This window comes from Pseudomonas sp. PB106, assembly GCF_009764645.1.
Lineage (GTDB): Bacteria > Pseudomonadota > Gammaproteobacteria > Pseudomonadales > Pseudomonadaceae > Aquipseudomonas.
Genome location: NZ_RWIM01000031.1, coordinates 12,969 through 37,414, shown reverse-complemented (window position 1 = coordinate 37,414; position 24,446 = coordinate 12,969). Strand labels below are relative to the sequence as shown.

The 24,446-nt window shown below is 60.4% G+C and carries 26 protein-coding genes and 1 other RNA gene; 12 read left to right on the top strand and 15 right to left on the bottom strand.

The window, feature by feature from the left end; genetic code table 11:
* Window positions 1-133: 133 nt before the first annotated feature.
* Genes EJA71_RS05475 through EJA71_RS05455 form a run of 5 tightly spaced genes read right to left on the bottom strand, consistent with a single transcriptional unit; the run spans window position 134 to window position 4,945 of the window.
* A complete protein-coding gene (locus EJA71_RS05475) occupies window positions 134-1,351 on the bottom strand; it encodes a 2-octaprenyl-3-methyl-6-methoxy-1,4-benzoquinol hydroxylase (protein WP_178113660.1) in 1,218 nt (405 codons plus the stop codon).
* 9 nt (window positions 1,352-1,360) lie between these two features.
* Window positions 1,361-1,846: a DUF4442 domain-containing protein gene (locus tag EJA71_RS05470; protein WP_158954985.1), complete on the bottom strand. Its 486-nt coding sequence runs from the start codon at window positions 1,844-1,846 to the stop codon at window positions 1,361-1,363.
* Window positions 1,839-3,026, bottom strand: coding sequence for a 2-octaprenyl-6-methoxyphenyl hydroxylase (ubiH, locus tag EJA71_RS05465; RefSeq protein WP_158954983.1), 1,188 nt, complete (start codon window positions 3,024-3,026; stop codon window positions 1,839-1,841). The genes EJA71_RS05470 and ubiH overlap by 8 nt, the downstream gene beginning before the upstream one ends.
* Window positions 3,023-4,357 (bottom strand): Xaa-Pro aminopeptidase, encoded by a 1,335-nt coding sequence (gene pepP / locus EJA71_RS05460; protein WP_158954981.1) that lies wholly within the window; start codon window positions 4,355-4,357, stop codon window positions 3,023-3,025. The genes ubiH and pepP overlap by 4 nt, the downstream gene beginning before the upstream one ends.
* Window positions 4,358-4,384: 27 nt before the next feature.
* Window positions 4,385-4,945 carry a YecA family protein gene (locus EJA71_RS05455; protein WP_158954979.1) on the bottom strand — a complete coding sequence of 187 codons (561 nt, stop codon included), beginning with the start codon at window positions 4,943-4,945 and terminating at the stop codon, window positions 4,385-4,387.
* A 130-nt stretch (window positions 4,946-5,075) separates the two neighbouring features.
* Here EJA71_RS05455 and EJA71_RS05450 point away from each other — a divergent pair, with 130 nt between their 5' ends.
* The 4 genes from EJA71_RS05450 (at window position 5,076) to EJA71_RS05435 (ending at window position 6,493) form a co-directional block, all read left to right on the top strand.
* Entirely contained in the window at window positions 5,076-5,285 is a 210-nt protein-coding gene (locus tag EJA71_RS05450) for a TIGR02449 family protein (RefSeq protein ID WP_007911197.1), read from the top strand.
* On the top strand, window positions 5,282-5,599 hold the full coding sequence (locus EJA71_RS05445; protein ID WP_008081434.1) for a cell division protein ZapA: 318 nt from the start codon (window positions 5,282-5,284) through the stop codon (window positions 5,597-5,599). Before EJA71_RS05450 ends, EJA71_RS05445 begins: the two co-directional genes overlap by 4 nt.
* 30 nt (window positions 5,600-5,629) lie before the next feature.
* A non-coding RNA gene (gene ssrS / locus EJA71_RS05440) (6S RNA) lies at window positions 5,630-5,808 on the top strand.
* Window positions 5,809-5,887: 79 nt separating this feature from the next.
* Entirely contained in the window at window positions 5,888-6,493 is a 606-nt protein-coding gene (locus tag EJA71_RS05435) for a 5-formyltetrahydrofolate cyclo-ligase (RefSeq protein ID WP_158954977.1), read from the top strand.
* A 36-nt stretch (window positions 6,494-6,529) separates the two neighbouring features.
* On the opposite strand, the gene EJA71_RS27335 is transcribed toward EJA71_RS05435, so the two are convergent.
* Window positions 6,530-6,685, bottom strand: a complete 156-nt coding sequence (locus EJA71_RS27335) for a hypothetical protein (protein WP_163005287.1) — start codon at window positions 6,683-6,685, stop codon at window positions 6,530-6,532.
* Window positions 6,686-6,882: 197 nt separating this feature from the next.
* Between EJA71_RS27335 and EJA71_RS05430 the strand changes: the two genes are divergently transcribed.
* Entirely contained in the window at window positions 6,883-7,335 is a 453-nt protein-coding gene (locus EJA71_RS05430) for an EVE domain-containing protein (protein WP_158954975.1), read from the top strand.
* A 139-nt stretch (window positions 7,336-7,474) separates the two neighbouring features.
* On the opposite strand, the gene EJA71_RS05425 is transcribed toward EJA71_RS05430, so the two are convergent.
* Window positions 7,475-7,882, bottom strand: coding sequence for a flagellar basal body-associated protein FliL (locus EJA71_RS05425; protein ID WP_158954973.1), 408 nt, complete (start codon window positions 7,880-7,882; stop codon window positions 7,475-7,477).
* Window positions 7,883-8,032: 150 nt separating this feature from the next.
* Here EJA71_RS05425 and EJA71_RS05420 point away from each other — a divergent pair, with 150 nt between their 5' ends.
* The gene (locus EJA71_RS05420; RefSeq protein ID WP_158954971.1) at window positions 8,033-9,010 is read left to right on the top strand and encodes an NADPH:quinone oxidoreductase family protein; all 978 of its coding nucleotides are present in this window, start codon (window positions 8,033-8,035) and stop codon (window positions 9,008-9,010) included.
* Between the two features lie 18 nt (window positions 9,011-9,028).
* Here EJA71_RS05420 and EJA71_RS05415 read toward each other — a convergent pair whose 3' ends face one another.
* Window positions 9,029-9,658 (bottom strand): flagellar basal body-associated protein FliL, encoded by a 630-nt coding sequence (locus EJA71_RS05415; RefSeq protein WP_158954969.1) that lies wholly within the window; start codon window positions 9,656-9,658, stop codon window positions 9,029-9,031.
* A 225-nt stretch (window positions 9,659-9,883) separates the two neighbouring features.
* On the opposite strand from EJA71_RS05415, the gene glpT reads away from it, so the two are divergent.
* A complete protein-coding gene (glpT, locus tag EJA71_RS05410) occupies window positions 9,884-11,233 on the top strand; it encodes a glycerol-3-phosphate transporter (RefSeq protein ID WP_158954967.1) in 1,350 nt (449 codons plus the stop codon).
* On the opposite strand, the gene EJA71_RS05405 is transcribed toward glpT, so the two are convergent.
* From EJA71_RS05405 to EJA71_RS05375, 7 genes are all read right to left on the bottom strand, one after another.
* A complete protein-coding gene (locus tag EJA71_RS05405; protein ID WP_158954965.1) occupies window positions 11,209-11,877 on the bottom strand; it encodes a gamma-glutamylcyclotransferase in 669 nt (222 codons plus the stop codon). The two genes, glpT and EJA71_RS05405, sit on opposite strands and share 25 nt — an antisense overlap.
* 209 nt (window positions 11,878-12,086) lie before the next feature.
* Entirely contained in the window at window positions 12,087-13,055 is a 969-nt protein-coding gene (locus EJA71_RS05400; protein ID WP_158954963.1) for a CDP-6-deoxy-delta-3,4-glucoseen reductase, read from the bottom strand.
* A complete protein-coding gene (ubiD, locus tag EJA71_RS05395; RefSeq protein WP_034151998.1) occupies window positions 13,055-14,521 on the bottom strand; it encodes a 4-hydroxy-3-polyprenylbenzoate decarboxylase in 1,467 nt (488 codons plus the stop codon). The genes EJA71_RS05400 and ubiD overlap by 1 nt, the downstream gene beginning before the upstream one ends.
* Before the next feature lie 69 nt (window positions 14,522-14,590).
* Window positions 14,591-16,588: an acyltransferase family protein gene (locus EJA71_RS05390; RefSeq protein ID WP_158954961.1), complete on the bottom strand. Its 1,998-nt coding sequence runs from the start codon at window positions 16,586-16,588 to the stop codon at window positions 14,591-14,593.
* 197 nt (window positions 16,589-16,785) lie between these two features.
* On the bottom strand, window positions 16,786-18,045 hold the full coding sequence (rho, locus tag EJA71_RS05385) for a transcription termination factor Rho (RefSeq protein WP_003229334.1): 1,260 nt from the start codon (window positions 18,043-18,045) through the stop codon (window positions 16,786-16,788).
* 249 nt (window positions 18,046-18,294) lie between these two features.
* Window positions 18,295-18,624, bottom strand: a complete 330-nt coding sequence (trxA, locus tag EJA71_RS05380) for a thioredoxin TrxA (RefSeq protein ID WP_158954959.1) — start codon at window positions 18,622-18,624, stop codon at window positions 18,295-18,297.
* 120 nt (window positions 18,625-18,744) lie between these two features.
* Window positions 18,745-19,452, bottom strand: a complete 708-nt coding sequence (locus EJA71_RS05375; protein ID WP_158954957.1) for a FadR/GntR family transcriptional regulator — start codon at window positions 19,450-19,452, stop codon at window positions 18,745-18,747.
* A 255-nt stretch (window positions 19,453-19,707) separates the two neighbouring features.
* On the opposite strand from EJA71_RS05375, the gene EJA71_RS05370 reads away from it, so the two are divergent.
* From EJA71_RS05370 to ppx, 5 genes are all read left to right on the top strand, one after another.
* A complete protein-coding gene (locus EJA71_RS05370; RefSeq protein ID WP_158954955.1) occupies window positions 19,708-20,493 on the top strand; it encodes a transporter substrate-binding domain-containing protein in 786 nt (261 codons plus the stop codon).
* 21 nt (window positions 20,494-20,514) lie between these two features.
* Complete coding sequence (locus EJA71_RS05365) at window positions 20,515-21,183, top strand: amino acid ABC transporter permease (RefSeq protein WP_158954953.1); 669 nt, start codon at window positions 20,515-20,517, stop codon at window positions 21,181-21,183.
* A complete protein-coding gene (locus EJA71_RS05360; protein ID WP_158954951.1) occupies window positions 21,180-21,830 on the top strand; it encodes an amino acid ABC transporter permease in 651 nt (216 codons plus the stop codon). Before EJA71_RS05365 ends, EJA71_RS05360 begins: the two co-directional genes overlap by 4 nt.
* A complete protein-coding gene (locus EJA71_RS05355) occupies window positions 21,817-22,554 on the top strand; it encodes an amino acid ABC transporter ATP-binding protein (protein WP_007911148.1) in 738 nt (245 codons plus the stop codon). Before EJA71_RS05360 ends, EJA71_RS05355 begins: the two co-directional genes overlap by 14 nt.
* A 233-nt stretch (window positions 22,555-22,787) precedes the next feature.
* Window positions 22,788-24,290 carry an exopolyphosphatase gene (gene ppx, locus EJA71_RS05350; RefSeq protein WP_158954949.1) on the top strand — a complete coding sequence of 501 codons (1,503 nt, stop codon included), beginning with the start codon at window positions 22,788-22,790 and terminating at the stop codon, window positions 24,288-24,290.
* The last annotated feature ends 156 nt before the right edge of the window (window positions 24,291-24,446 follow it).

Sequence of the window (24,446 nt, the reverse complement as noted above, 5' to 3'; positions counted from 1 at the left end):
CGAAGGCTGCGATCTTTTGATGTTGTTTTTTAAGATCAAAAGATCGCAGCCTGCGGCAGCTCCTACAGGGGAACGCATTCCAACTGTAGGAGTGAGCCTGCTCGCGATGAGGCCATCAGCAGCAACGAAAAGATCAAGGCTTGGCCAGGGCCGGAAGATCCCCGGTCAACCCCAGCGCCTCCCGCACAAACAGCGCTTTCGCCTCCGGCATCTGCTCCACCAGCTTCAACCCGGCATTACGCAACCAGCGCACCGGCAACGGATCCGCCTGGAACAACCGCTCAAACCCTTCCATCGCCGCCATCAGTGCGAGGTTGTGCGGCATGCGCCGACGCTCGTAGCGGCTCAACACCTTCACATCCGCCAGACGCTCACCGCGTTCCGTCGCCTGCAACAGCACTTCCGCCAGCACCGCCGCATCAAGGAAACCGAGGTTCACACCCTGCCCCGCCAACGGGTGAATGGTGTGCGCCGCATCGCCGATCAACGCGAGTCCTTCGGCGACATAACGCTTGGCATGACGCTGGCGCAGCGGCACACACAATCGCGGGTCAGCGCTGATCACCTCGCCGAGACGCCCCTCGAAAGCACGCTCCAGCTCACGGCAGAAATCCGCTTCATCCAGCGCCATCAAGCGCTCGGCTTCGCTCGGCGTGGTCGACCAGACGATCGAACACCAATCCTGCTGCCCGTCACGCTCCAGCGGCAGAAAGGCCAACGGTCCGTGATCGGTAAAGCGCTGCCACGCGGTCATCTGGTGCGGTTTGCTGCTGCGCACGCTGGTGACGATGGCGTGGTGCATGTAATTCCATTCGCGCGTGGCCATGCCGGTGAGACGGCGCACGGCCGAGTTGGCGCCGTCAGCGGCAATCACCAGCGGAGCGCGCAGCTGACGACCATCGGCCAGCGTCAGCAGCCAGTCATCGCCCGAACGGCGCATCTGTTCCAGCCGCGCATTGGCGAGCATGCCCAGATCGCAATCGTGCAAACGATCGAGCAAGGCATCCTGCACCACGCGATTTTCAACGATATGGCCGAGCACTTCGGCGTGCACGCTGCTCGCCGAGAAATGAATCTGCCCGGTGCCGCTGCCGTCCCAGACGTGCATGTCGGTGTACGGGCTGCTGCGGCGTTTGGCGATGCCGTCCCACACGCCGAGGCGTTCGAGAATGCGCTGGCTCGCCGCTGACAGGGCGCTCACTCGCGGTTCAAACGCGGCCTCGGCGTCGAAGGGTTTGACGCTCAGCGGGCTGCCATCGAGCAGCAGGACTTCCAGCCCGCTGTCCTGCAACGCCAACGCCAAAGCGCTGCCGACCATTCCGGCTCCGACAATCAGCAGATCTGCGCGCATTTCCATGCTTTAAGCCTGTCTCGCTTGCGGCTTGAGCCGCACGTAAAGGGTTTTACCGACCCGCGCCACCAGATTGCCGGCGCCGTCATGAATGTCGACCTGCAACTGCGGCAGGTATTTCTCGCCATTGGCGGTCTGCCGGCGAATTTCGGCGAGCAAGGTCTCGTCGATGCTGAACCGGGCGAACACCGGGCCTTTGCCCGGCGCGATGAAATCGATGTCGGCGGCCTTGTCCCAGACGATGTACTTCGAGCCGAGGTTTTCCATGAGCATCAGCATGAAGAACGGATCGACCATCGAGTACAGACTGCCGCCAAACTGTGTGCCGACGTAATTGCGGTTGTACCAGCCGAGGCCCATCGACACTTGCACGTCGCGGAAGTCATCGCTGATGTGCCGAACCCGTACACCAGCGCCGAGATACGGCGGGTAAAAGGTCATTACCCAGCGCATCAACCGCGCCTTGCCGAATTTTTTCGTCAACCACTTAAGCATCCGGACGCGTTCCCAAACCCATGGCCTGACGGGCAAACCAGCGCTTGGCCGGTGGCAACAGATCAAGACCGAGCAAACCGATGTTACGGCCCAGCGAAACCAATGGCTGCGTGCTGCCAAACAAGCGCGTGACCTGATCGGAGAAGCCGACGGTGAGATCCTGATCGAGACGTTGGCGCTCGCGATACGCCTGTAACGTGGCGAAGTCGCCCAACGGTTTGTCGCTGGCCAACAGCGCCGCCGCCAAAGCATCGGCATCGCGCAGTGATAGGTTGAAACCTTGTCCGGCAATTGGGTGCAGGCTGTGCGCCGCGTTGCCGAGCACGGCCAGATGCGAACGCACTTGTTCCTCAGCCTCGACGAGGGTCAGCGGATACAAATGCCGTGCGCCGACCTGCTTGAGCGTACCGAGGCGGTAACCGAACACGCCCTGCAATTCGCTGAGGAAATCGCGTTCGCTCAAATCAGCCAAACGCTGCGCGTCCATGCCCAGTCGGGTCCATACCAGCGCACAGCGATTTTCCGGCAGCGGCAGCAGCGCCATCGGCCCTTCGTCGGTGAAACGTTCGAAGGCCATGCCGTTGTGTGCTTCGCTCGGGGTGATGTTGGCGATCAGCGCGCTCTGGTTGTACGGACGCTGGCGCACGTTGATGCCCAACTGCTCGCGCAACCCGGAACGGCCGCCATCGGCAAGCACCGCGAGGTCGCATTCCAGGGTGGTTTCATCGTTGAGGGTCAGGCGATAGCCGTCGGGCAACGGCTCCATGCGCGTGACTTCCGCCGGGCAGCGCCAGGTGATCACCTCTTTATCGAGGTGCTGCCACAGGCACTGGCCGAGCCAGGCGTTTTCTACCACGTAACCGAGGGCCGGCACGCCCTCTTCCATCGCCGACAAGCGCGCGGTGGAGAAGCGGCCACGGTCGGAGACGTGAATCTGTTTGATCGGCTCGGCGCGGCGGGAAATTTCCTGCCACACGCCCAAGCGTTGATAAATCTGCCGCGAACCGAAGGACAGCGCCGACGAACGTGCGTCGTAGCTCGGCTGCCAACTGTCGCCGGGAGCGAACGGCTCGATCAGGACGATCTTCCAGCCACGGGCCTTGGCCCCGGCTTGCAAAGCCAACGCCAGACTGGCGCCGACCAGACCGCCACCGATGATTGCCAGATTGACTCGACTCATGCCGCGTGTGTCCTTGCTTGCGCCATCAGCGCTTCGATGTCGGCGACGCTTTTCGGTACGCCGGTGGTGAGGATTTCACAGCCCGTTTTGGTCACGACCACGTCGTCCTCGATGCGCACGCCAATGCCGCGCCATTTCTTCGCGACGTTTTGATTGTCCGGGGCGATGTAGATGCCCGGCTCCACAGTCAGGGCCATGCCGACTTCCAGCACGCGCCATTCGCCGCCAACCTTGTACTCGCCGACGTCGTGTACATCCATGCCCAGCCAGTGGCCGGCGCGGTGCATGTAAAACGCTTTATAGGCTTCGCTGGCGATCAATTCGTCGACCTCGCCTTGCAGCAAACCAAGCTTCACCAGCCCCGTGGTAATCACCCTAACCGTGGCTTCGTGCGCCTGATTCCAGTGCTTGTTCGGGGCGATTTCGGCGAACGCGGCTTCCTGCGAGGCCAGCACCAATTCGTAGATCGCTTTCTGCTCGGGCGAAAACTTGCCGTTGACCGGCCAGGTACGGGTGATGTCGCTGGCGTAGCAATCAATCTCGCAGCCGGCGTCGATCAACACCAGATCGCCGTCCTTGAGCAGCGCATCATTCTGCTGGTAATGCAGGATGCAGCTGTTGCGCCCGGCGGCGACGATCGAACCGTACGCGGGCATTTTCGCCCCGCCCTTGCGGAATTCGTAATCGAGCTCGGCCTCGAGGCTGTACTCGTAGAGCCCGGCGCGGCTGGCCTGCATCGCCCGAATATGTGCTTGCGCCGAGATCCGCGCAGCTTCGCGCATCACCTTCACTTCTGCCGCCGATTTATACAGACGCATGTCGTGAAGCAGATGATCCAGGGCAACGAATTCGTTCGGTGGCTGGGCGCCGAGGTGCGCCTTGGAGCGGATCACGTTGATCCAGTCCATCAGATGCCGGTCGAATTCGGGGTTGCTGCCCATCGCCGAATACACCCGGTCACGGCCTTCAATCAGGCCCGGGAGGATGTCGTCGATGTCGGTAATCGGGAAGGCGTCGTCGGCACCGAAGTCGCGGATCGCGCCTTCTTGCCCTGCGCGCAGACCGTCCCACAATTCGCGTTCGGCGTTGCGTTCACGGCAGAACAGCACGTATTCGCCATGCTCGCGGCCGGGCATCAGGACGATGACGGCTTGCGGCTCTGGAAACCCGCTGAGGTACTGGAAATCGCTGTCCTGACGGTAGACGTGCTCGACGTCGCGGTTGCGGATGGCCACCGCGGCGGCGGGCAGGATCGCGATGCTGTTGGGTTCCATCTGCGCCATCAGGGCCTTGCGGCGACGGCTGTATTCCGCTTTCGGGATATGGGTCATGGGCAGATGGCTTTCCCTGGCACGCGATTAATGCAGCGACGGCTTGGCGGCTGGCGGCACGTCGGCTTTCTTGGTTTCCGAGAACAGCAGCAGGGGCGCGACGCGCAGGTACTCCATGACTTCCATGTAGTCGGTCTCGCCGTCTTCGGATTCTTCAAGGGCATCTTGCACTTGGGAAATGGCCGCCAGATCCTGCAGCACTTCGGTGGCTTCAGTGCTGAGCATGCTGCTGTCGCGGCAGTTCAGGCCGAACCCGCTGAGGAAGCCCTGGCACCATTCGCCCAGTGCAGCGGCGCGGTCGGCCAGTGGCGCGTCATCGGTTGGCAGCAGCAGAACGACAGTGACGTCGTCGCCGGTCAGCTCGCCTTTGACCATCTCTTGCAGGCCGATCAGGGCATTGCGGATGTTGTCCTGGATATCGCCTTCGAGCAGTTCGGCGGCGTCGATCAGCCAGCCTTCGTTATCGAAGCCGGCACCGGCGCAGCTGCGTCCGAGCAGCACGCCATGCAGTTCGGCAGGCGAGACGTTGTGGCCGCTGGAAGTCAGCAGGGTGGCAAAGGCTTGGTACGGGGAATTCGCAATGGTCATGGGCAGCTAGGCGCCAGACGGCGCTATGTCTAGAATGAAGGCCTTGTATCCTACATCGACAGACTCGCCAAGACTATTAAAGGCTGTCCGCCAGCTATCCCATCAGACAGACTCCAACTCAGTGGACACAATGGAAGACACCGACCTGCAAGCGCTGATGGCCAGACTCGAACTGCTGATTGGTCGAGTCGAGCAACTAAAGAGTCAAAACGCACTCTTACTAGCTCAGGAAAAAACCTGGCGCGAGGAACGCGCTCACCTCATTGAAAAAAACGAAATCGCCCGGCGTAAGGTCGAATCGATGATTTCGCGCCTCAAGGCCCTGGAGCAAGACTCATGAGTTCAAGCAATAGCGTCACCGTGCAGATCCTCGACAAAGAATATTCGATCATCTGCCCGCAGGAAGAACGCAGCAATCTGGTCAGCGCCGCGCGCTACCTGGATGGCAAGATGCGCGAGATCCGCAGCAGCGGCAAAGTCATCGGTGCCGACCGTATCGCCGTGATGGCCGCGCTGAACATCACCCACGACCTCTTGCACAAAGAAGAGCGCCCGGACATCCAGGCCAGCGGTTCGACCCGTGAACAGGTGCGCGACTTGCTCGATCGTGTCGATCTGGTGCTTGCCGACGATCAGACCAACACCAAGGGCTGATTCGACTGGCCGCTTGCGGTATACTCGCGGCACTCCCTGGGGTGCTTGCCAGTTGACGATGTCCCTGAGCCGATTCGCACTACCCTGGAAGTTGCACGTTGGGCTGGTGTGCATGTCCGCTAGACGGAAAGCCTTAAAGTCTACTGCATCTTCCACCTTGAACTTTCGGGTTCAAGGGCTAAGTTGACAGCGGTTCATCCGGGGAGCCTGATTCGAATCCGATGTCGGTGAAAACCGCCATCGGATTTTTTATGCGTACGTTTTCGTCCAACCTGCCGAAGCCGAACCATGACCGAACCCGCGTTGCTGCCCCGCCCGCAACTCCGCCGCCTGCTGCGCAAGGCGCGCCGCTCGCTGAGCAAAAGCGAACAACGCCAGGCCGCCAAAGGCCTGTACCGGCAACTGGCGCAAGACCCGCATTTTCGCCGGGCGAAACATATCTCTCTGTACCTGCCCACCGACGGCGAAATCGATCCGCGCCTGCTCCTGCGCGAAGCACAGCGTCGGGGCAAAGCCACCTACCTGCCGGTGCTGAGTGCCTGGCCGCGAACCAAAATGGTTTTCCAACGGATTCGTCCCGGCGAGAAACTCAAACCCAATCGCTTCCGCATTCTCGAACCGCGCGCCAATCTGGCGCAGCAGCGCAAGGCCTGGGCGCTGGATCTGGTGTTGTTGCCATTGGTGGGGTTTGACGATGTCGGCGGGCGACTGGGGATGGGCGGCGGTTTCTATGATCGCAGCCTGGCGTATCTGGCGCGGCGCAAAAGCTGGCGCAAGCCAACGCTGCTGGGCCTGGCCCATGAATGTCAGAAGGTCGAACGCTTGGCGCAGGCAAGCTGGGATGTACCGTTGCAAGGCACGGTCAGCGACAAGGCGTGGTATTTCGCGGGATAGGACGCCGCGCAGATCAACGGCGTCGAGAATGCAGTTTCAGCGCTTGAACGCAGTCGACTGTTGAACTTGTTGAGCGATTTCAATCGGCGCATCGGCCTTGTTCGACCACAGGCTCTGTGCGTAACCGGTGGTCACGACGCCCAAGCCAAACAAAATTACCAAAGTCCATAGTAAATCCGGTTTGCGTTTCATCGATTGCCCCCCTCAAGGCACATCATCACGATGACAGCAGCGGTTTCCGTTCGTAGGCCGTGCAGCAGCGTCAAGCTTTAAAGGCCGGCATTTTGCGGCAACGTGAACCGCTGCGCAAACGCTGACGTCAACCGACCGTCGGTTTGTCATAAAATTGCCCGACAACCTGCCCAATGACCGTTTCAGGAGCACACGACATGGCCTATTGGCTGATGAAATCCGAACCCGACGAACTCTCGATCAAAGGTCTGGAAAAGCTCGGCAAAGCGCGCTGGGACGGCGTTCGCAACTATCAGGCGCGCAATTTTCTGCGGGCGATGGCGGTTGGCGATGAGTTCTTTTTCTACCATTCCAGCTGCCCGGAGCCGGGAATCGCCGGAATCGGCAAAATGATCCAGGCGGCGTACCCGGATCCCACCGCACTGGAGCCAGAGAGTCATTACTTCGATCCCAAGGCTACCCCAGAGAAAAATGCCTGGAGTGCGATTGACGTTGAACACGTCGAGACGTTTGCGCGGGTGTTGAAGCTGGACTACCTGAAGCAGCAGACGGCGTTGGCGGAGATGCCGTTGGTGCAGAAAGGGTCGCGGTTGTCGGTGATGCCGGTGACGGCGGAGCAATGGGCGACGGTGATTGCGCTGAAACCCTGATTCATCGGCGCCTGCACAAATGCAATCGCTGGCAAGCCAGCTCCCACAGGGTTCTGCGGCGATCACATTATTGTGTTTCACCGCAAATACTGTGGGAGCTGGCTTGCCAGCGATGAGGCCAGCCCGGACAACGAATGGCTTACTGAATGATCAGGTTGTTGAACAACAGATCCTCAACCACCGGCTTGCCGGTCTCGTCATTCATCACTTGCTGAGTCTGTTTCAGCGCTTCCTGACGCAGCTTCTCTTTACCTTCGATGCTGGCCATCGCATCAGAGGTCTGCTGGGTGAACAGCGCCACCAGTTGATTGCGGATCAACGGTTCGTTGGCCTTGACCAGTTTGGCCGACTCCTCGCCGGTGACGCGCAGCGCCACGTCAGCCTTGTAGACCTTGAGCTTCGGCGTGCCATCGAGCCCGTAATTACCCACGAACGGCGGGCTCAGGGTGATGTAGCTCACCTTTGGCGCTTCGCCTTCTTTGGCTTCTTCGGCCAGCGCTGCCCCAGGCAGAGACAGGGCCAGCAACAACATGATCCACGCTTTCACAATTCGCTCCTTATCCGGTTTGCGGCCTAGCATAACGACCCGCCGCGCAAGCACAAGCTTATGGCTGACTATCAGGGCCGGGCATGCTCGTTGACCCGTTGACTGACACACCTACACTTATCGGCCATCACTCCCAAAGGAATAGCCCTGATGAAAGCCGTGCTGTGCAAAGCCTTCGGCCCTGCCGAATCGCTGGTGCTGGAAGACGTCGCCAGTCCTGTCGCGAAGAAGAACGAAATCCTCCTGGACGTGCACGCCGCCGGGGTCAACTTCCCGGACACGCTGATCATCGAGGGCAAGTACCAATTCAAGCCGCCCTTCCCGTTCTCGCCAGGTGGCGAAGCGGCTGGCGTGGTTCGCGAAGTCGGCGAAAAGGTCAGCCACCTCAAGGTCGGTGACCGGGTCATGGCCCTGACCGGCTGGGGCAGCTTCGCCGAACAAGTCGCGGTGCCGGGCTACAACGTCCTGCCGATTCCACCGTCGATGGACTTCAACATCGCCGCTGCCTTCGGCATGACTTACGGCACCTCCATGCACGCGCTCAAGCAACGCGCCAACCTGCAACCGGGCGAAACCCTGCTGGTGCTTGGTGCATCCGGCGGCGTTGGCCTCGCGGCCGTGGAAATCGGCAAAGCCATGGGCGCCCGCGTGATTGCCGCCGCCAGCAGCGCCGAGAAACTTGCGGTAGCCAAAGCGGCCGGCGCCGATGAGCTGATCAACTACAGCGAATCGAACCTCAAGGACGAAATCAAACGCCTCACCGACGGCCAGGGCGCGGACGTGATTTACGATCCGGTCGGCGGCGACCTGTTCGATCAAGCCATCCGCGCCATCGCCTGGAACGGCCGCCTGCTGGTGGTCGGCTTCGCCAGCGGACGCATCCCGGAGCTGCCAGTCAACCTCGCCCTGCTCAAGGGCGCGGCGGTGCTCGGCGTGTTCTGGGGCTCTTTTGCCCAACGTCAGCCGCAGGACAACGCGGCGAACTTCCAGCAACTGTTTGGCTGGTTTGCCGAGGGCAGGTTGAAACCGCTGGTGTCGCAGGTGTATCCGCTGAGCAATGCGGCGCAGGCGATTAATGACCTTGGGCAGCGCAAGGCTGTCGGTAAGGTTGTGGTGCAGGTTCGCTAATCAAAAGACGAAAACGCTTCAATTGCCGGGCGACCCCGCCACATCGCCCGGCATCAGATGCTCCTGCACCTTCTCACTACGCGACTCAAGCAACTGCCCCTTGTCGTCGAAACGCAAAACAATCAGCCAGTCATAAACATCCACCGGCCATTTCGGCTGGCCGATCAGTGCCGGGCCATTGCCGCCGAATGCGCCGATGAGCTTGTTGATGTGCCCGTGGTGCCAGGCGATCAGCACGGTTTTCGCCTGATTGCTTTCGCGCAGTTGATTGACCAGTTTGTCGACGTCGTTATTGGCGAATGGCTGTTCGATCGGCAGTTGCAGGCGTTGCGCCAACGGCGTCAGCGTCTGACGGGGGCGGACGCTTTGCGCGCTGTCAGCGGTGGCGATCAGGCGTTGCGGGGTGAGTGTTTCGTCACCCAGTTTCAGCGGGTCGAAATAGCCGGCGTAGGCGGCAGCGCGCTGTTGACCTTGGGCGTTTAGCTCCCGGCCCACGTCCGGTTTTTCCGCGTGACGGACGATCAGCACGGTGACATTGCGCAGCCCCGAGCCGCCAGATCCCTGAGCAAAACTCAGTGCCAGAACCGAAACGGTAACGGCGACCACCATCAGCAATCGTGGCAATAACCTGCGAATCATCGGGGCCATCATTTATCTCTGCGCGATCAGTCGGTGGATTGATCGCGAGTCTAAGACACAACGCCTCGACCGCTACAAAAACGCCCCGTTCTTACAGCTGAGCGACAGGTTCGTAAAGGAACGCGCGACTTCCAACATTTTCCCCTATTTGGTCGATGTGAACCGGTGCTATTTTCGGTAACGAAACTGTAACATTCGCATCCGCAGTCAAAACAAGAAATCTGGAGCTCTTGAATGTTTGCTTTCTTTCGTCCTGCCGCACATCAGGCTCCATTGCCTGAAGAAAAAATAGACAGCACGTACCGACGCCTGCGCTGGCAGATCTTCGCCGGTATTTTCATTGGCTACGCGGGTTATTACCTGCTGCGCAAAAACTTCTCGCTGGCCATGCCGTACCTGATCGACGAAGGCTATAGCCGCGGTGACCTGGGTCTGGCGATGTCGGCCATCGCCATCGCGTACGGCTTGTCGAAATTCCTCATGGGCCTGGTGTCCGACCGCTCCAACCCGCGCTTCTTCCTGCCATTCGGCCTGCTGGTCTCGGCGGGGGTGATGTTCGTGTTCGGTTTCGCGCCTTGGGCAACGTCCAGCGTGACCATGATGTTCATCCTGTTGTTCATCAACGGCTGGGCTCAGGGCATGGGTTGGCCGCCAAGTGGCCGGACCATGGTGCACTGGTGGTCGCAGAAGGAACGTGGCGGCGTGGTGTCCGTGTGGAACGTGGCGCACAACGTCGGCGGCGGCCTGATCGGCCCGCTGTTCCTGATTGGTATGGGGCTGTTCAACGATTGGCACGCGGCCTTCTACGTGCCCGCGGCAGTGGCTTTGGGTGTGGCGGCGTTTGCCTTCATCACCATGCGCGATACCCCGCAGTCGGTTGGCCTGCCACCGATCGAGCAATACAAGAACGATTACCCGGAAGGCTACGACGCCAGCCACGAAGACGAATTCAGCGCCAAGGAGATTTTCGTCAAGTACGTGCTGCGCAACAAAATGCTCTGGTACGTCGCTATGGCGAACGTCTTCGTCTACCTGCTGCGCTATGGCGTACTTGACTGGGCTCCGACGTACCTGAAAGAAGCTAAACACTTCACCGTGGACACCACGTCGTGGGCGTACTTCTTCTACGAGTGGGCCGGTATTCCAGGCACGCTGCTGTGCGGCTGGATGTCGGACAAGCTCTTCCGTGGCAACCGTGGCCTGACCGGCATGGTGTTCATGGCGCTTGTCACCGTGGCGACGCTGGTCTACTGGCTCAACCCGCCTGGCAACCCGACCATCGACATGATCGCGCTGTTTTCCATCGGCTTTCTGATCTATGGGCCGGTCATGCTGACCGGCTTGCAGGCGCTGGAACTGGCTCCGAAGAAAGCCGCCGGCACTGCGGCAGGCTTCACCGGTCTGTTTGGTTATCTGGGTGGTTCGGTCGCAGCCAGTGCAGCGATGGGCTACACCGTGGACCATTTCGGTTGGGACGGTGGTTTCGTGCTGCTGGTGGGCGGCTGCATCATGGCAATGGTTTGCCTGGCTCCCACCTTGTGGCACAAAAAAGCCATCAGTCAGAGCCGCGAAGCCATCGCCTGATCGGCTTTTGATTGGCAGCGTTTGAGCCGCGCCTCCAGATTGCGGTCTGGCATGGCGTGGCTGCGCAGGGCGTGGGCGGTCTGCTCGACATAATCGCGAGTCGTGCCGTAACGCCCGCTGGCGCTTTCGAACACCTGGCTCAGCACGTGATCCGGCAAGTTGCCGGCATAGCTGGGCAGGTGCCGCTCCAAGACAAATCCCAAGGCCTGCACCTGGCTACCGTCGGCGAGACGGCAGTTGAGCCAGTGTGGCCGATAGGATGGCACCGGCATCTCGCGTTTCCACAGCGCATACAGCGCGCCATCGAGATTGTCTTCGGGCAAGCGATAAGCGAAGCCGCTGCACGAACCGCCGCGATCCAGACCAAATACCAGACCGGGCATTTCCGGCGTGCCGCGATGCTCGTGCGACCACAGGTACAAGCCGCGATGGTAGCCGTGCACACGTCCGCGCACCCGCTCCACCGCCGAACACTCCGGCCGCCAGATCAGCGAACCATACGCGAACAGCCACACCGGCCCGCCCTTGTGGCGCGCCATGGTCGATTGCATGGAAGCGAGAAGTTGTTCGTGCGTCAGCTGCGGCCCAAGATCGAGCCGCGGAGGGTAATTCAAATTCAGAAAAGCGTTCTCAATGGCGCTCATGGCGAATAGCGTTCAGCTCCCCGCGGGTGAAGAATTACTTAATAGAACGCACCGCTGTAACAATAAGGCACATATGTTTTAAGGCAATTTAAGTGCCATGGCACAGTTCTTAATTGATTGCCTGATTGATATATAACCTAGCGGCATTTATGCAATTACATAAATACCGATCGGCTATATAGGGAGTTATAACGATTCAGGCGTGAGGCTCAAGAGCGGGGCGCGTAGGCAAATACATCGGCGCGCATTTGATGAGCGTCCATTCCCGCTTCAACCAATGCGTCCAGCGTGCCGTAGACCATCGCCGGCGAGCCGCTGGCGTAGACGTGCAAGGGTTTCAGATCGGGGAAGTCCTCACAGACCGCCTCGTGCAGCATGCCGCAGCGTCCTTCCCAGCCGCATTGATCGCTGACGACTTTGTGCAGGAACAGGTTGGGCAGCTTCAGCCATTCGTCCCAATGTTCGATCTCGTAGAAATCTTCCGGACGACGCACGCCCCAGTACAGATGCACGGGATGTTTGAAGCCATTGGCGCGGCAGTGTTCGATCAGCGCGTGAATCTGGCCCATCCCGGTGCCAGCGGCAACCAGCACCAGCGGCCCGTCAGGCAGCTCGGCCAGATGCGTATCGCCGAACGGCAGCTCGACGCGCACCATCGCGTTGCGTTGCAGCTGTTCGATCAGGCTCAGTGCACTGGCTTCGCGCGCCAGCACATGGATTTCCAGATCACGACCACCGTGCGGCGCCGAGGCCATGGAGAACGCCGATTTCTCGCCGCTCTCGCGTTCGATCATCAAATACTGCCCGGCGTGATAGCGCGGTGGCTTGCCGGCCGGCGCACGCAGACGCACGCGCCAGGTGTCGCCGCCGACGTCGCGGCATTCGATCACCTGACACGACAGGCTACGCACCGGCAGCTCTCCCAGCGCGAGCACGCCATCCCACAGCAGGACGCAGTCTTCCAGCGGCTCGGCTATGCAAGTGTAGAACTCGCCGTGATCGCGCACCTTGCCGTCCTGGGCGACGCGGCCTTCGACCAGCAGCGCCGCACACACGTGACAATTGCCGTTGCGGCAGCTTTGCGGGCATTCGTAGCCCAGGCGCCGCGCACCATCGAGAATCCGCTCACCGGGCTGTATCTCGAGCACTGCTCCGGAGGGCTGCAGGGTTACACGCATCAATCTATTCCTAACTGATTCCAGATGGCATCGATCCGCTGGGTGACGGCGTCGTCCTTGACGATCACGCGGCCCCACTCGCGAGTGGTTTCGCCCGGCCACTTGTGGGTGGCATCGAGGCCCATTTTCGAACCCAGGCCGGAGATCGGCGAGGCGAAGTCGAGGTAGTCGATCGGCGTGTTATCGATCATCACCGTATCGCGCTTGGGGTCCATGCGCGTGGTGATGGCCCAGATCACGTCGTTCCAGTCGCGGGCGTTGATATCGTCGTCGGTGACGATAACGAATTTGGTATACATGAACTGTCGCAAAAACGACCAGACACCGAGCATCACGCGCTTGGCATGCCCCGGATACGACTTCTTCATGGTCACAATGGCCATGCGGTACGAGCAGCCTTCCGGCGGCAGGTAGAAGTCGGTGATCTCCGGGAACTGCTTCTGCAGGATCGGCACGAACACTTCGTTCAGCGCCACACCGAGGATCGCCGGCTCATCCGGCGGACGGCCGGTGTAGGTGCTGTGGTAGATCGGTTTGATCCGGTGGGTGATGCGTTCGACGGTGAACACCGGGAAGCTGTCGACTTCGTTGTAGTAGCCGGTGTGGTCGCCGTACGGGCCTTCATCGGCCATTTCGCCCGGATGGATCACGCCTTCGAGGATGATCTCGGCGGTGGCCGGCACTTGCAGGTCGTTGCCACGGCACTTGACCAGTTCGGTACGGTTACCGCGCAAGAGACCGGCGAAAGCGTACTCGGAAAGGCTGTCCGGCACTGGCGTCACGGCGCCGAGGATAGTCGCTGGATCCGCACCCAATGCCACGGACACCGGGAACGGCTGGCCCGGATGCTTTTCGCACCATTCGCGATAGTCCAGCGCGCCGCCACGGTGGCTGAGCCAGCGCATGATCACCTTGTTGCGACCGATCACTTGCTGACGGTAGATGCCGAGGTTCTGGCGTTCCTTGTTCGGGCCTTTGGTGACGGTCAGGCCCCAGGTGATCAGCGGGCCGACATCGCCCGGCCAGCAGGTCTGTACCGGCAACATCGCCAGATCGACGTCGTCGCCTTCGATGACCACTTCCTGGCACACCGCGTCTTTGACGACTTTCGGCGCCATCGAGATGATCTTGCGGAAGATCGGCAGCTTCGACCACGCGTCTTTCAAGCCCTTAGGCGGCTCCGGCTCCTTGAGGAACGCCAGCAGCTTGCCGATTTCGCGCAGCTCGCTGACCGACTCGGCGCCCATGCCCATGGCCACCCGTTCAGGGGTGCCGAACAGGTTACCGAGCACCGGAATGTCGTAGCCGGTCGGCTTCTCGAACAGCAGCGCCGGGCCCTTGGCCCGCAGCGTGCGGTCACACACCTCAGTCATCTCCAGCACCGGCGAGACGGGAATCTGGATGCGTTTCAACTCTCCGCGCTGCTCAAGCTGCTGCACGAAATCCCGAAGATCCTTGAATTTCATTGACGATGGCACCCTCAAAATAGGCGTACATCCTACCTGCTCTGCAGCCCTGTGGCAGCCTGTCGCTGCTTACTTGGCTGCATTCGTCCGGGCTTTGCCGGGGTTTTCCCGGCTCTGCAGGTTGATGAACAACGGTTCCATGATCGGTGCTACCAGCCGCGCGCCGACCTCCGAGAGGTGATTGTCGTCGGTGTACAGCGAGTAGCCATCGAGTTCGGCGTGACACAGACCGCGCTCATCGCACAGCCGTGGTGCCGGGTCGACCACATGCACCGCCGGGTCTTTGCCCAGCTCGGCGAACAACTGGCTGATGAACACCTGACGTTCGTGGTGGACGGCAACCTGTTGCCCAACGCCCTCGACCGAACGATCCAGCATCGCCAGTCGCGTCAGGCGATACGGCGGGCTGAACGGCTGCAACGGCGCCTCTTTGACCAGCCAGACCCGATGCCCACTGGCACGCAGTTGCGCAACCCGCGCACGCAGGCCAGCGGCCAGACGTTGCTCGGCATTGGCGCGATCGTAACGACCGTCGGGAGTTCTGAGCACGTGGCCCAGGTCGCCATTGGCGTCGCCATAGAGGTACAGGCTCCAGCGCGCGACCAGCACCACATCGCTGACGCTTTTCTCTTTCAGCGCCTGCTCGATGCGGCGGTTGAAGTGCGCACACACCGGGCCATGCTCGAGACCTTCCACCGGGATGCAGCCGGGGGAGCTGGCGAGAATCACGCTGACATCGTGAGCCTTGGCACCGTCGTCGAACACCGGAATCAGCGCCGTCGCATGACTGTCGCCCCAGACCATCGCCTGCGCAGGCAAGTCGGCAACGCCAAAATGACAGAACAACTTGTCGTCAGGCGTCTTGTCGTCGGCCAGACAGGCCATCAACTCCGGCCGCCAGTCGTGACCTCGGGCATATTGCAGGGCCTGATCAGACAGGCGCCACGGCAAGCCATCGGTCCAGCGCAGGGTTTGTCCGGCCAGCGCCAGCACCAGCACACCCAAGGCACCGGCAAGCAGAATCGGCCGACGACCGGCGAGCAAACGACGCTCGCGGAACGGCGTTTCAATGAATTTCCACGACAGGTAACCGAGCACCAGCGTCAGCAGGATCAGCCCGGCGCTGTCCAGTGCACTGGTCTCGTCGACGCTGGCGTAACTGGAAAACACGAACACCGGCCAGTGCCACAGGTACCAGGAGTAGGAGATCAGGCCAAAACCGACCATCACTTTACTGCTCAGAAATTGACCAACCACCGTCTGGCGATGACCGTTGGCAAAAATCAGCAGCACCACACCGAGCACCGGCAGCAGCGCCGCCGCACCGGGAAATGGCGTGGCATTGTCGTAGCCGAACACCGCCAGCAGGATCAAGCCCATGCCGAGCAGGCTCAGCCCTTGCGCGGCCATCGGCTTCAGGCGCCAGGCATGCTGCGGCGCGACCGCCAGCATGGCCCCGGCCAACAACTCCCAGGCGCGCATCGGCAGCAGAAAGAAAGCTTTCTCAGGATGGTGACTGACCGCCCAGACGCTCAGGCCGAAAGACACCAGCAACACGCCAAACAGCGCCAGCCGCCAGTGTTTCAAGCGGCTCGACAGCAAAGTCAGCAACAGCGGGAAGATAATGTAGAACTGCTCTTCAACCGCCAGCGACCAGGTGTGCAACATCGGCTTGAGGTCAGAGGCGACGTCGAAATAGCCATCCTGACGCATGAACAGGATGTTCGAAACGAACAACACCTGATAGCGCACCGAGCGCCCCAGTTCTTCGTAATCCTTGGGCGCCATCAGGAACCAGCCTACCGCCAGCACGGCGACGATCATCGCAAACAGCGCCGGCAGAATCCGCCGCGCACGGCGTGCCCAGAATTCGACAAAGCTGAAACGCCCAGCCTGACGCTGGTTCCAGATGATCGAGGTGATGAGGTAGCCGGAGATCACGAAGAACACGTCCACGCCGACAAAACCGCCGGTAAAACCCGGGACGCCAAAATGGAACAGGACCACGGCGATGACCGCGACTGCCCGCAAGCCGTCGATATCCCTTCGATAAGCGAGTGTGCTCATAAAATCTTTAATGCCAATCAGTTGGTTATTATTTGTACAGCCGGATTCTCTTGCCCGGAAACGGTCACGTACGCTGTTGCTCATTCTGCAAGGCACAGACCTTACCAGATCGCCAACGTCCCATTGCCCGGACAAAATCCGCGCAAAAAAATGGCGTCCCCGAGGGGACGCCATTTTTATCGGCTCAGTCTGCGATGTTACTTGCGCTTCATCGACAGGAAGAACTCGTCGTTGGTCTTGGTCGTTTTCAGCTTGTCGACCAGGAACTCGATGGCAGCGACTTCGTCCATCGGGTGCAGCAGCTTGCGCAGAATCCACATGCGTTGCAGTTCGTCGTCGGCCGTCAGCAACTCTTCGCGGCGGGTGCCGGAACGGTTGATGTTGATCGCCGGGAACACGCGCTTCTCGGCGATCTTGCGATCCAGAGGCAGTTCCATGTTGCCGGTACCCTTGAACTCTTCGTAGATCACTTCGTCCATCTTCGAGCCGGTTTCAACCAGCGCGGTGGCGATAATGGTCAGCGAGCCGCCTTCTTCGATGTTACGTGCCGCACCGAAGAAACGCTTTGGCTTCTCGAGAGCGTGGGCATCGACACCACCGGTCAATACCTTGCCGGAGCTCGGGATCACGGTGTTGTAGGCACGGGCCAGACGGGTGATGGAGTCGAGCAGGATCACCACGTCTTTCTTGTGTTCGACCAGGCGCTTGGCCTTCTCGATCACCATTTCGGCAACCTGTACGTGACGGGTCGGCGGCTCGTCGAAGGTCGAGGCAACCACTTCGCCGCGCACGGTGCGCTGCATTTCGGTTACTTCTTCCGGACGCTCGTCGATCAGCAAAACGATCAGGTGAACTTCAGGGTTGTTACGGGCGATGTTCGCTGCGATGTTCTGCAACATGATCGTTTTACCGGCTTTCGGCGGTGCAACGATCAGACCGCGCTGGCCTTTGCCGATCGGGGCGCACAGGTCGATCACACGACCGGTCAAGTCTTCGGTGGAACCGTTACCGGCTTCCATCTTCATGCGCACGGTCGGGAACAGCGGGGTCAGGTTCTCGAAGAGAATCTTGTTTTTCGCGTTCTCAGGACGATCGAAGTTGATCGTGTCGACCTTGAGCAGGGCGAAATACCGCTCGCCTTCCTTTGGAGGGCGGATCTTGCCAACGATGGTGTCACCGGTGCGCAAGTTGAAGCGGCGGATCTGGCTCGGCGAGACGTAAATATCGTCTGGGCCGGCAAGGTAGGAAGCGTCTGCGGAGCGCAGGAAGCCGAAGCCGTCCTGGAGAATCTCCAGCACGCCATCACCGGAGATTTCCTCGCCGCTTTTAGCGTGCTTTTTCAGCAGGGAGAAAATCACGTCCTGCTTGCGCGAACGGGCCATATTTTCTATGCCCATCTGTTCGGCCAATTCGAGCAGTTCGGTAATCGGCTTTTGCTTGAGTTCAGTCAGATTCATATAGGAATGACGTAATCATTTATGGAGGGGGGGAAATTAAGCTTTTGGCTTAATGAGGCCGCGCCGCGGAGAAGGCGACAGGATCGCGAACTTATTCGAAAAGGAGTGCGTCGGCGACGGCTAGCAGGGGGCAGTGGAGAAACCAGTGCGGGGCCGAATGTACCACCTGAGTTTCGGAGCGTCTAGCCCTGAATACGCAAAAAGCCCCGCTATTTGCGGGGCTTTTTTTCGGGCACTTTACAGCGACGCTTAGATGTTGGCGTCGAGGAAAGCAGCCAGTTGCGACTTCGACAGAGCGCCGACTTTGGTCGCAGCGACTTCACCGTTCTTGAACAGCATCAAGGTCGGGATACCACGCACGCCATGCTTGGCCGGGGTTTCCTGGTTTTCGTCGATGTTCAGTTTGGCGATGGTCAGCTTGCCTTCGTAGGTAGCTGCAATGTCGTCCAGAACTGGAGCGATCATTTTGCATGGGCCACACCATTCAGCCCAGTAATCGACCAGCACTGGACCCTCGGCTTTCAAAACTTCCTGCTCGAAGCTAGCGTCGGTGACGTGCTTGATAAGATCGCTGCTCATGGAATTCTCCAGGTTGTAAGCAAAAAAACGTGGCCCATCATAGCCGCCCTTCCCTTGTTCAGGAAGCCGCAGTTGATTGAGTCTTGCTATGGCACTCGATGAGTTTGGGTATAGCTCAAGTCACGCCGTGGCGGGGGCGATGAAGGCGATTCCGGTGCGCAGGGCCGCGTTGCGCACGTGTTCCTGCATGGCTTTCTGCGCCGCGCCCGAGGCCCGGCGTGCGAGGGCGCGGAGGATCTTGCGGTGTTCCTGCCAGGTTTCCATGGCACGTTCGGCGCGGATGAACGGTAGTTTCTGGCTTTCCAGAAACATCTCGGCGCTATTGGTGAGGATGCTCAGCATCGCCTGATTGCCGCTGGCCAGCAGGATCCGTCGGTGAAATTCGAAGTCGAGTTTCGCCGCCGCTTCAAAGTCGCCAGCCTTCAATTGCTCGCGCATGGCCGCGACATTGTCTTCCAGCGCATCCAGATCAAACGTGCTCAACGTCACCGCCGCCAGCCCGGCGGCAAAACCTTCCAGCGCATAGCGCAATTGAAAGATGTCCAGCGGCGAAGCCTGCGCAGCGAATGACCAGCCCGGTGCGTTTTCGCCGCGCGACAATTCCACCGGCGCCTGCACGAACACGCCTTTACCCGGCTGAATACTGACCACACCCAGCGCACTCAGCGACGACAGCGCCTCCCGCAACGACGCCCGACTCACGCCCAGTTGCAACGCCAGATCCCGTTGCGACGGCAAGGCATCGCCCGCGCCGAAACCCTGTTCGGTGATCAGTTTACGGATCGCTTGCAGGGCCACTTCGGGTACTGCACGGGAAATCGAGTTCATGTTTTTCAGACGCGCCAGGCCAATGTGCGGCTAGTTGTAAAGCTATTCGCCGAGTCCGGCAAGTCGTGCCCCAGCGGGGTTCGGCGCGCACGACGGATGCGCCATGGCAGTGCGAAAAACAACCTGACTGTTCAGACCAGTAAGACCGAACAAAACCGCTGAAACTGCGGCCTGCCGGCATAAAACCCACGTATTGGCACGGCCCGTGCTCTGTCCGAACGCAGAAATCACTTCCCGCCGATCCGGAGATTGTCCATGACCAAGCGTTACAGCGCCCTCCTCGCTTCCCTGTTTGCCGGCCTACTGCTGTGCCAGACCTCCGCCCACGCTGACGGTCTCGACGACGTGGTCAAACGCGGCACGCTGAAAGTTGCCGTGCCGCAGGACTTCCCGCCGTTCGGCTCGGTTGGCCCGGACATGAAGCCTCGCGGCCTGGACATCGACACCGCGAAACTGCTGGCCGATCAACTCAAGGTCAAACTCGAACTGACCCCGGTCAACAGCACCAACCGCATCCCGTTTCTGACCACCGGCAAGGTCGATCTGGTGATTTCCAGCCTCGGCAAAAATGCTGAGCGCGAGAAAGTCATCGACTTCTCCCGCGCCTATGCCCCCTTCTACCTCGCCGTGTTCGGCCCACCGGATGCTTCGATCAGCAACCTCGACGACCTCAAGGGCAAGACCATCAGCGTCACCCGTGGCGCCATCGAAGACATTGAGCTGAGCAAAGTCGCCCCCGAAGGCGTGACCATCAAGCGCTTCGAAGACAACAACTCGACCATCGCCGCCTACCTCGCCGGGCAAGTCGACCTGATCGCCAGCGGCAACGTGGTGATGGTCGCGATCAGCGAAAAGAACCCGAAACGTGTGCCGGCGCTGAAAGTGAAGCTCAAGGATTCGCCGGTCTACGTCGGCGTGAACAAGAACGAAGCGGCGCTGCTGGCCAAGGTCAACGACATCCTGACCACTGCCAAGGCTGACGGCGCGCTGGAAAAGAATTCGCAGACCTGGCTGAAAGAGCCGCTGCCGGCCGATCTCTGATCGACTGCGCGGGAGACTTTCATGGCTTATCAGTTCGATTTCATGCCGGTGGTGGAAAACACCGACCTGCTGCTGCGCGGGGCGCTGTTCACCCTTGAGCTGACGGCCATTGGCGCGCTGCTCGGGGTTGGCGTGGGCATTGTCGGGGCGTTGGTGCGGGCGTGGAACATCCGCCCGTTCTCGGCGATTTTCGGTGTCTACGTCGAGTTGATCCGCAACACGCCTTTTCTGGTGCAGTTGTTTTTCATCTTCTTTGGGTTGCCGTCACTCGGCGTGCAGATTTCCGAGTGGCAGGCGGCAGTGCTGGCGATGGTGATCAACCTCGGTGCCTATTCGACCGAGATCATCCGCGCCGGCATTCAGGCAATTCCACGCGGGCAACTGGAAGCCGCCGCAGCCTTGGCGATGACACGCTTCGAGGCGTTCCGCCACGTGGTGTTGCTGCCGGCGCTGGGTAAGGTCTGGCCGGCGCTGAGCAGCCAGATCATTATCGTCATGCTCGGTTCGGCGGTGTGCTCACAGATCGCCACCGAGGAACTCAGCTTCGCTGCCAACTTCATTCAGTCGCGCAATTTCCGCGCCTTTGAAACCTACGCGCTGACCACGCTGATCTACCTGTGCATGGCGCTGCTGATCCGTCAGTTGCTGAACTGGATCGGCCGGCGCTATATCAGCAGGAGCAGCGTATGAGTGACTTCACCTTCTGGGACATCCTGCGCAACCTGCTCATAGGGCTGCAATGGACGCTGGCATTGTCGCTGGTGGCGTTCATTGGCGGCGGGATCGTCGGGCTGCTGATTCTGATCATGCGCATCTCGAAAAACCCTGTGTCGAGCAGCATCGCCCGCACCTGGATCGAGCTGTTCCAAGGCACGCCGCTGTTGATGCAGCTGTTTCTGGTGTTCTTCGGCGTGGCGCTGGCCGGGATCGAAATCTCGCCGTGGATGGCGGCGGCGATTGCCTTGACGTTGTTTACCAGCGCCTATCTGGCGGAGATCTGGCGCGGCTGTGTCGAATCGATCTCCAATGGCCAGTGGGAAGCCTCGGCGAGTCTGGCGCTCAATCCGCTGGAGCAATTGCGCTACGTGATCCTGCCGCAGGCGCTGCGCATTGCCGTGGCGCCGACGGTGGGTTTCTCGGTGCAAGTGGTCAAAGGCACCGCCGTGACCTCGATCATCGGCTTCACCGAACTGACCAAGACCGGCGGCATGCTCGCCAACGCCACGTTTGAACCGTTCATGGTCTACGGCCTCGTTGCCCTCGGCTACTTCCTGCTCTGCTACCCCTTGTCCCTCAGTGCGCGCTACCTGGAAAGGAGACTGCATGCCTCTGCTTAGAATTTCCGCCCTGCATAAATACTACGGCGATCACCACGTACTCAAAGGCATCGACCTCAGCGTCGAGGAAGGCCAGGTCGTGGCGATCATCGGCCGCAGCGGCTCGGGCAAGTCCACCCTGCTGCGCACGCTTAACGGTCTGGAATCGATCAATGACGGCGTGATCGAAGTCGACGGCGAATACCTCGACGCCGCCCGCGCCGACCTGCGCAGCTTGCGGCAAAAAGTCGGCATGGTCTTCCAGCAGTTCAACCTGTTCCCGCACCTGACCGTGGGTGAAAACGTCATGCTTGCGCCGCAAGTGGTGCAGAAAGTGCCGAAGGCCAAAGCGGCGGAACTGGCGCGCGAAATGCTCGAGCGAGTCGGTCTGGGCGAAAAGTTCGATGCTTTTCCGGATCGCTTGTCCGGCGGCCAGCAACAGCGCGTGGCGATTGCCCGGGCGTTGGCGATGTCGCCGAAAGTCCTGCTCTGCGATGAGATCACTTCGGCGCTCGACCCGGAACTGGTCAACGAAGTGCTCAGCGTGGTGCGGCAACTGGCCAAGGAAGGCATGACGCTGATCATGGTCACCCACGAAATGCGCTTCGCCCGCGAGGTGGGCGACAAACTGGTGTTCATGCACCACGGCAAGGTGCATGAGGTGGGGGATCCGAAAGTGTTGTTTGCCAATCCGCAGACGGCGGAGCTGGCGAATTTTATTGGCACCGTCGAAGCGACAGCCTGAATCTGCCCCATCCTGATCGTTCCCACGCTCCGCGTGGGAATGCAGCCAAGGACGCTCCGCGTCCCAAAAGCGGACGCAGAGCGTCCGGTGAGGCATTCCCACGCAGAGCGTGGGAACGATCAGGCTGCGGCCTCAAGACTTTCTGCGCTGAATCAACGGTTTGAACCATGCGCGTTGGCGCCAGCGTTTGATCGTGGCACGATGTCGAGGTTATCGACCGAGACCCCCTGACCATGCCGCAATCCCAAGCCAAGAATCTGTCCCTGATCGCCGCAATCGACCTGGGCTCGAACAGCTTTCACATGGTCGTGGCCAAGGCCCAGAACGGCGAAATTCGTATCCTTGAGCGCCTCGGCGAGAAGGTTCAGCTGGCGGCCGGCATCGACGATGAGCGCAAGCTCAACGAAGAATCGATGCAGCGCGGCCTCGATTGCCTCAAGCGCTTTGCCCAACTGATCAACGGTATGCCGCTGGGCGCCGTGCGGATCGTCGGCACCAACGCCTTGCGGGAAGCGCGCAATCGCCTCGAGTTCATCCACCGCGCCGAGGAAATCCTCGGGCACCCGGTGGAAGTCATTTCCGGCCGTGAAGAGGCGCGCCTGATCTACCTCGGCGTCTCGCACACCCTCGCCGACACTCCGGGCAAACGTCTGGTTGCCGACATCGGCGGCGGCAGTACCGAATTCATCATCGGCCAGCGCTTCGAACCGCTGCTGCGCGAAAGCCTGCAAATGGGTTGCGTCAGCTTCACCCAGCGCTATTTCAAGGACGGCAAGATCACCCCGGCCCGCTACGCCCAGGCGTACACGGCGGCGCGGCTGGAGATCATGAGCATCGAACACGCTCTGCATCGCCTGACTTGGGATGAAGCCATCGGCTCCTCGGGCACCATCCGCGCCATCGGCCTGGCGCTGAAGGCCGGCGGCCACGGCACTGGCGAGGTCAATGCCGAAGGTCTGGCCTGGCTCAAGCGTCGCCTGTTCAAGCTTGGCGACGTCGACAAGATCGATTTCGAAGGCATCAAGCCTGACCGCCGGACCATTTTCCCGGCCGGTCTGGCGATTCTCGAGGCCATTTTCGACGCCCTCGAACTGCAACGCATGGATCACTGCGACGGCGCGCTGCGCGAAGGCGTGCTCTATGACCTGCTCGGTCGCCATCACCACGAAGACGTGCGCGAACGCACCCTGACTTCGCTGATGGAGCGTTATCACGTTGATCTGCAACAAGCGGCGCGGGTTGAGCGCAAAGCCTTGCACGCGTTCGATCAGGTCGCGGCAGACTGGGAGCTTGACGACGGCATCTGGCGCGAACTCCTCGGTTGGGCAGCGAAAGTGCACGAAGTCGGCCTCGATATCGCACACTATCACTACCACAAACACGGCGCTTATCTGATCGAGCATTCGGACCTCGCCGGGTTCTCCCGCGAAGACCAACAGATGCTCGCCCTATTGGTGCGTGGTCACCGCCGTAATATTCCCAAGGACAAGTTTGCCGATTTCGGTGACGACGGTGACAAGCTGATTCGCCTGTGCGTGCTGCTGCGCTTTGCGATCCTGTTCCACCACATTCGTGGCACCCAAGCGATGCCGCAGGTGGTGTTGCACGCCAAGGGCAACACCCTTGATGTGGAATTCCCGGAGAACTGGCTGGATGAAAATCAGCTGACTCAGGCAGATTTCGGGCTTGAGGCCGATTGGCTGACGCGGGTGGGCATCGTCCTCACCGTCCACTGACACAGCACAAATCTACCCCTGTAGGAGCTGCCGCAGGCTGCGATCTTTTGATCTTGTTTTTACGATCAAGATCAAAAGATCGCAGCCTTCGGCAGCTCCTACAGTCGTGTATCAGGTACAAAAAAGGCGATCCGTTGGGATCGCCTTTTTTATTCG